The 5,710-nt window shown below is 62.0% G+C and carries 4 protein-coding genes and 1 tRNA gene; 2 read left to right on the top strand and 3 right to left on the bottom strand.

Annotation, left to right across the window (positions count from 1 at the left end):
* On the top strand, nucleotides 1-792 hold a 792-nt coding region (locus tag H8A92_RS39360), incomplete at its 5' end, for a polysaccharide deacetylase family protein (RefSeq protein WP_229200640.1).
* Nucleotides 793-953: 161 nt separating this feature from the next.
* Here the strand turns inward: H8A92_RS39360 and H8A92_RS39355 are convergent.
* Nucleotides 954-1,337, bottom strand: a complete 384-nt coding sequence (locus H8A92_RS39355; protein ID WP_229200639.1) for a hypothetical protein — start codon at nucleotides 1,335-1,337, stop codon at nucleotides 954-956.
* A gap of 348 nt (nucleotides 1,338-1,685) precedes the next feature.
* Between H8A92_RS39355 and H8A92_RS39350 the strand changes: the two genes are divergently transcribed.
* On the top strand, nucleotides 1,686-2,741 hold the full coding sequence (locus H8A92_RS39350; RefSeq protein ID WP_229200638.1) for a hypothetical protein: 1,056 nt from the start codon (nucleotides 1,686-1,688) through the stop codon (nucleotides 2,739-2,741).
* Here H8A92_RS39350 and H8A92_RS39345 read toward each other — a convergent pair.
* Both H8A92_RS39345 and H8A92_RS39340 read right to left on the bottom strand, forming a co-directional pair.
* Nucleotides 2,738-5,011 carry a glycosyltransferase gene (locus H8A92_RS39345; RefSeq protein ID WP_229200637.1) on the bottom strand — a complete coding sequence of 758 codons (2,274 nt, stop codon included), beginning with the start codon at nucleotides 5,009-5,011 and terminating at the stop codon, nucleotides 2,738-2,740. The genes H8A92_RS39350 and H8A92_RS39345 overlap by 4 nt on opposite strands.
* Nucleotides 5,012-5,365: 354 nt before the next feature.
* Nucleotides 5,366-5,441, bottom strand: a tRNA-Thr gene (locus H8A92_RS39340).
* Nucleotides 5,442-5,710: the final 269 nt, after the last annotated feature.

Below are 5,710 nucleotides of genomic sequence, written 5' to 3'. Positions count from 1 at the left end.
CCGGCCGCGCCCAAATGCAACAATCCCGATGCGCTCGGCATCAGCCGCACCGTCGTGGTCGACACCACGGGCGGCCCGGGCTTCGGCTTCCTGCAGTACAAGCAGTATGACTTCCTGACCGACCATGAGGTCGTGCTGACCTTCGACGACGGTCCGTGGCCGACCACGCCCGCCGTGCTCAAGGCGCTGGCCGACGAGTGCACCAAGGCGGTGTTCTTCCCGATCGGCCTGCACACCACCTATCACCCGGATATCCTCCGCCAGGTCGCTGCCGCCGGCCACACCATCGGCGCGCACACCTGGTCGCATGCGCATCTGGCGAGCAAGAAGCTCACCGAGCAGCAGGCCAAGGACGAGATCGAGAAAGGCTTTAGCGCGGTGAAGCTGGCGCTGGGGGCCAACCCCGCCCCGTTCTTCCGCTTCCCGGCACTGGCCCACACGCCGGCGACGACGGCCTATCTCGGCACCCGCAACATCGCGATGTTCTCGGTCGACGTCGATTCCAACGACTTCAAGTCCAAGAGCTCCGACGAGGTCATCAACAACGTGATGACCAAGCTCGACAAGGAGCACAAGGGCATCATCCTGATGCACGATCTGCAGAAGCACACGGCGCAGGCGCTGCCGACGCTGCTGCGCAAGCTGAAGGCGGGCGGCTACAAGGTGGTCTGGATGAAGGCCAAGACCCAGATCGAGACGCTGCCGGAATACGACGCGATGATGGCGAAGACCGAGAAGCCGGTCGCATCGGGCCGGCCGATCGGCAACGTCGTGCAGACGATCGCCGAGTAACCCAGCCAACGCATCGAACACGCTCAATCCAAAGCGCCCCTGGATCCGATCCAGGGGCGCTTTCGTTTTCTGATCGCAGCGACCTTCGTCTCGCCAGGCGGCTGCGGCTCTCACCAAAATATCGAAAACAACCCCATGCAAAGTAGCCGGCAGGTGCCGGGCTACCAGTAAATCCCGTGGCGATGCAGCTCGCCGATGATGCGGCCTTCGGTCCAGCGTCGTGCGTGGCGGTGGTGGCTCGGCCTGTGCCAAGTCGTCCGCTGCTCCGGCGCCGGCCTTGCGTCCGGCTGCACTGACGGCTGGACATTGGCCTGTTGCACGGCCGGCTGCGATGCTGGCGCGGCCACCGGCGCTGCTCGCTCGACATATCTAGGCGACTCGGCGGCGGGCGCCACCGGCGCATCGGCACCCTTGCCTGCCGTCGTAACCGAATTCGACGCTGCTGCCTGCAAGCCCCCGGCCCCGCCCAACGACAGGCTTCGTTCGCCCGCCTGCGCGGAAGCGGAAGTCAAAGCCGTCACAATGATCAGGATGAGTTTGCGCATTGTTGTTCTCCCGTTGGTGGCGGGAGGCTAGCGCGGACAAGCACTCACTTGTGTGAGACGCCTCACGCCAGCAGGACGGCAGATTACCAGCGGGGTGGCTTGGTCCAGTCAGATTGTTGGAACTTGGTCCTGTAGGCGAGCCCGTATTGCTGTACGGTCACGCGCCTTGAGACATCGGCGCAACGCCACTTGCCTGCGCACGCCAGTGTCTCCTGCACAGGCCTGTGTGCCGAGCCTCCGATGAGGACTTGAGAGAGGACTTGGCGAGCACTTGGGCGAGAGCTTGGGAATAGACTCGTCGGTTTGACCCTCTCCTCTGCGCAGGATGCCTGAACTCCGGAGAACTCAGTGAGCGCAATTGAACAAGGTCGCATTCGGACCGGCGACAATACGTCCGCCGAAAAGCTCCGCTGGCTGACCCCGGCGGCGGGAGCGATGGCTTATCCGTTCCTGCTCGATGCATTTCATCTCGCCGTTTCTCCAACGAGCGGAGAGATGTCGACTGCGCGGCTGGTGCTCGCGGCGCTCTGTCTGTTCGCCGCGACGGCCGCGCCGTTGCTGGGCCTCGCCTGCGCCTGGCGGCTCACCAGGGCAGCACCGTCGCCGTTCGAACTGCGCGCGCGACGGCTCGCTTACATCACCATTGCCGCGCCGCCATTATTCGTGCTGACCGGCGTCGGCCTCGGACTGCTGCACATCCATGTCAGCGACGAGCTCGTATGGGTCATGGGCTGGCTCGCCGCTGGTCTCTACGTGCTGCTCGGCAGCGAGCAGGAACGGCCGGCGAAATCAGCCGCGATTGCGCCATCCATCGCCGGATGGCGCGTCGTGCACGGGGTGGCCGCGGCCGTGATTCTGCTCTACGTCGCGTTTCACCTCACCAATCATCTGCTGGGGCTGCTTGGACCTGAGGTGCATGCCGCCGTGATGAAGGTCGGCCGCACGGTCTATCGATCGTCCGTGATCGAGCCCATCCTCGTTGCCTTGATGCTGTTCCAGGTCGCCGTCGGCATGCGGCTCGCCTGGCGTTGGAGCGCGCTGCCGGCGGATGCATTCCGTGTGTTTCAGATCGGGTCCGGTATGTACCTCGCGGCGTTCATCGTCACCCATCTGAATTCAGCATTCGTTTCGGCGCGCGCCGTGCACCACCTCGACACCAATTGGGCCTGGGCATCCGGAGCACCGACCGGCCTGATCCACGATGCCTGGAGCATTCGGCTGGTGCCGCACTACGCGCTCGGCGTCTTCTTCGTCCTCACCCATCTGGCTTCTGGATTGCGCGGCGTCCTGATCGCACACGGCGTGGCGACGGCGGTCGCCAACCGGATCTGGGCAACCGGGCTCGCGGCCGCCGGACTGATCGCGCTTGCGATCATGAGCGGACTGTGCGGCGCGCGGATCTAGGCGGCGCAGATCTCTCGATAGGCGGCCAATTGAAGTGCGACGACGCGCTGCGCGGAATGGCATTTCTCGAACCAGCGGCGCGCGGCATCGCCGCGGCCATCGTCGTCCCGCGGATCGGCGAGAATCTCGGAAATGCGGGCAGCGCAGGACTCGATGCTGTCGGCGACCAGGCAGGGCGGCGCCGCTCCGAAGAACTCCGCTGACTGGGTTTCGTCAAGATTGGTTATGACGCGGCGTCCGAGCGCCATTGCCTCAAAGGTAACTCCGCCCATCGCCGGTATCCTGAACTGATCGACGACGACCTCGCTCGAGCAGTAAAGCTGTCGCAGCTCCGCCTTGTTCAACGACGGTATCCACGAAACCATATCTTCGATTCGAAGCTCCTGAATGAGTTCCTTGCTTCGGTGAACGTCGACGCCCCATTCGACCAGGATAATACGAAAATCGCGATCGGTCTGCGCAACCTGCGCTGCCGCCCTCAGAAAAAGATCATTGCCCTTCTGCATTGAAACGGGTGCTGCGTGCCAGTGATGGCGCGTCGGGCTAAAGAATGTGGTGACGTTGGAGTCCCGCTTCAGGACCCTGTGTTCTGCCCAAAAGTTTGAGATTTTTTCATCGTCGAAGGCATGTGGGAGGTAAACGGTGCGCTCCCTCTTCAATTCCAACCGTTTCACCGACGGCAGCACATCCGAGTTGGTCACGAACGAGAAGGCTGCGTTCTTGTACGCCGCCGAACACAGAATGCCGTTGTAGCTTTTCTCAAAAGGCATTTCCCGCAACGTGCCGTGTTCGTAACACGCGTAATTCTTGAATCCGTTGATGAATGGAATGAACCCGTCGATCGAATAGCCCTGAATGACGTCATATTGCTCCAGCACGTCAGCGAATTCATTGGCAATGGCGGATGCGAAGGCATCGACAGAGACCAGGGCTTGTGCCGGATAATCCGCAAACTGTCGCAACAGGTCACCAAGAAGCACCGCACGTTGCGACGCGCGTCGATCCTCTCCCTTGCCGTATTTTTCGAAGTAGCGAAACTCCGGGCGGTCGGCGATGTCCGGGTGGGTCACCACGGGAATGCTCGACGAACCGACGTCGGATGAAACCACGTCAGATGGAACGACGTCAGCGGCCGCGCTTTCGCATGCAGCCGGCGTCACGGCGACACGGCCCGGGATCGTGAAGACATCAGCTGGAAACTCGAAACCAAAACGCGGCAAGCCGCGGCTGCGTCTCTGGCTTCGCCAAATCGCGACCGCCATGCTCGACCCGGCAACAACTCCGGTTTCCGCCTCACGCCGCAAATGAGCAAATACATATTTGGTTAGAAGGGAGCGATAGATCGATATGAAGCGCCTTGGTCTTCCATTGCTATCGCTTGCAGCCTGCGTCGCGGCGTCAAGATTCGGCATCGTGAAGACATCGGCAGGAAACTCGAACCCAAAACGCGGCAAGCCGCGGCTGCGTCGCTGACTTCGCCAGATCGCGACGGGCAGACTCGACCCGGCGACCGATCCGCTTTCCGCCTCACGCTGCAAATGAACGAATACGTATTTCGTCAGAAAGGAGCGATAGATTGAGATGAAGCGGCCTGGTCCTTCGGGATTGGCGAGAGATCGGCTTTGCTCGGTCTGCGGATCGTGCGGGGTCGCCTTTGATGAGGCCGGCGCACTGGGGGAGAGTGCGGCCTCTACGGTCGTCCCCGGCGGGACGATAGCCGGCTGATCGAGCGGTTGCGAAATTCTGGATGACTTGCTTAGCTGGAAATCCAGAAACTCGTGCGCAATCGAGATCGTGTCGGCAAGATGCTCCGGCATCGGTGGACGGACTCGGCCCTCTGCGGAAGCGACGCCATCAAGGATCTCCCAGTATCTTGCCTGCAGCAGCGTCCAGAAAAATGCTGCGGCTCCGCTGTCGCCGACGTTCTTCGCACGGAGATAAGAGAGGCATTCGAGAACGGAGCCTTGCACGAACCAGTCCGGTCGCCGCCAACCGCCCAACCCGGTGGCCCACCAGTCCGGGAACATGTTGTCGACCTTGCCGTCGAAGCTTGCAGCCTCCCATTCCGGGCAACCCATGACGTGATAGTAGTTATAGCAAATGACGTCCGCTTCGATTCCAAAGCGACGCTGAATCAAGGCATTGTTGTAGGCGTTGTTCGCGATGTTGCCGATATGCAGCACGCGCAGCGGGCGGCCGTGGGCGCGCTGGAACTCCTTCAGGAAAGCAAACTGTCGTTGCAGCTCGCCGTCATGATCCTTGTGTCGCAACGCAATCCCTCGCAATCGTATTTCAGTAACTAGCCTCCCGCGCGAGCGCGCACAACCAGCGAACACTCGCAGCGGTAATTCCGCTCTAAGTTGTGTCCTATTCTCACCAATGATTGGCTCGGACTGCGCTGACCCGAGGTTCACCGTAATCGTGCATATCCACGACGCCTGGAGCGTTCGCCCTGGCCGCATCGCGCACTCGGCGACGTCTTCGTCCTCGTCGATCTCGCGTGGGATTGCGCGGCGTCCCGGTCGCGATTGCGATCATGGGCGGACTGTGCGGCGCACCAATCCAGGTTCCGGCCGAGTTGCAGGAGCAGCCGACCAGACCAATTCTGAGGATGTTTTGAGTGGTGGTGCCGCAAACAGGACTCGAACCTGTGACCCCGTCATTACGAATGACGTGCTCTACCAACTGAGCTATTGCGGCGGACCAGACGCAGCGTTCGGCGGTTGCCTGAAACGCGTGCCACCTGATATCGGGCAGCGGCCGCCTTGGCAAGGAAAACGCGGTTATTGAACCGCACGACCGTCATCCAACCGCTAATCAGCTTCCCAAACGTGACAGAAATCCGCGCCAACCGCCCGTCTGGGCCTTGGGCGGACCGATTTGTTCCGCAAATTCGTCGACCGGGCCGTCCTCGTCGACCCCGGGGTCGTCGGGGGCCCGGACGATCGGGATCACGGCCGGGATGGGCG

This window comes from Bradyrhizobium acaciae (assembly GCF_020889785.1).
GTDB classification, from domain to species: domain Bacteria; phylum Pseudomonadota; class Alphaproteobacteria; order Rhizobiales; family Xanthobacteraceae; genus Bradyrhizobium; species Bradyrhizobium acaciae.
Note: the sequence above shows the minus strand (reverse complement) of the source record. Positions and strands in the feature narration are given on the sequence as shown.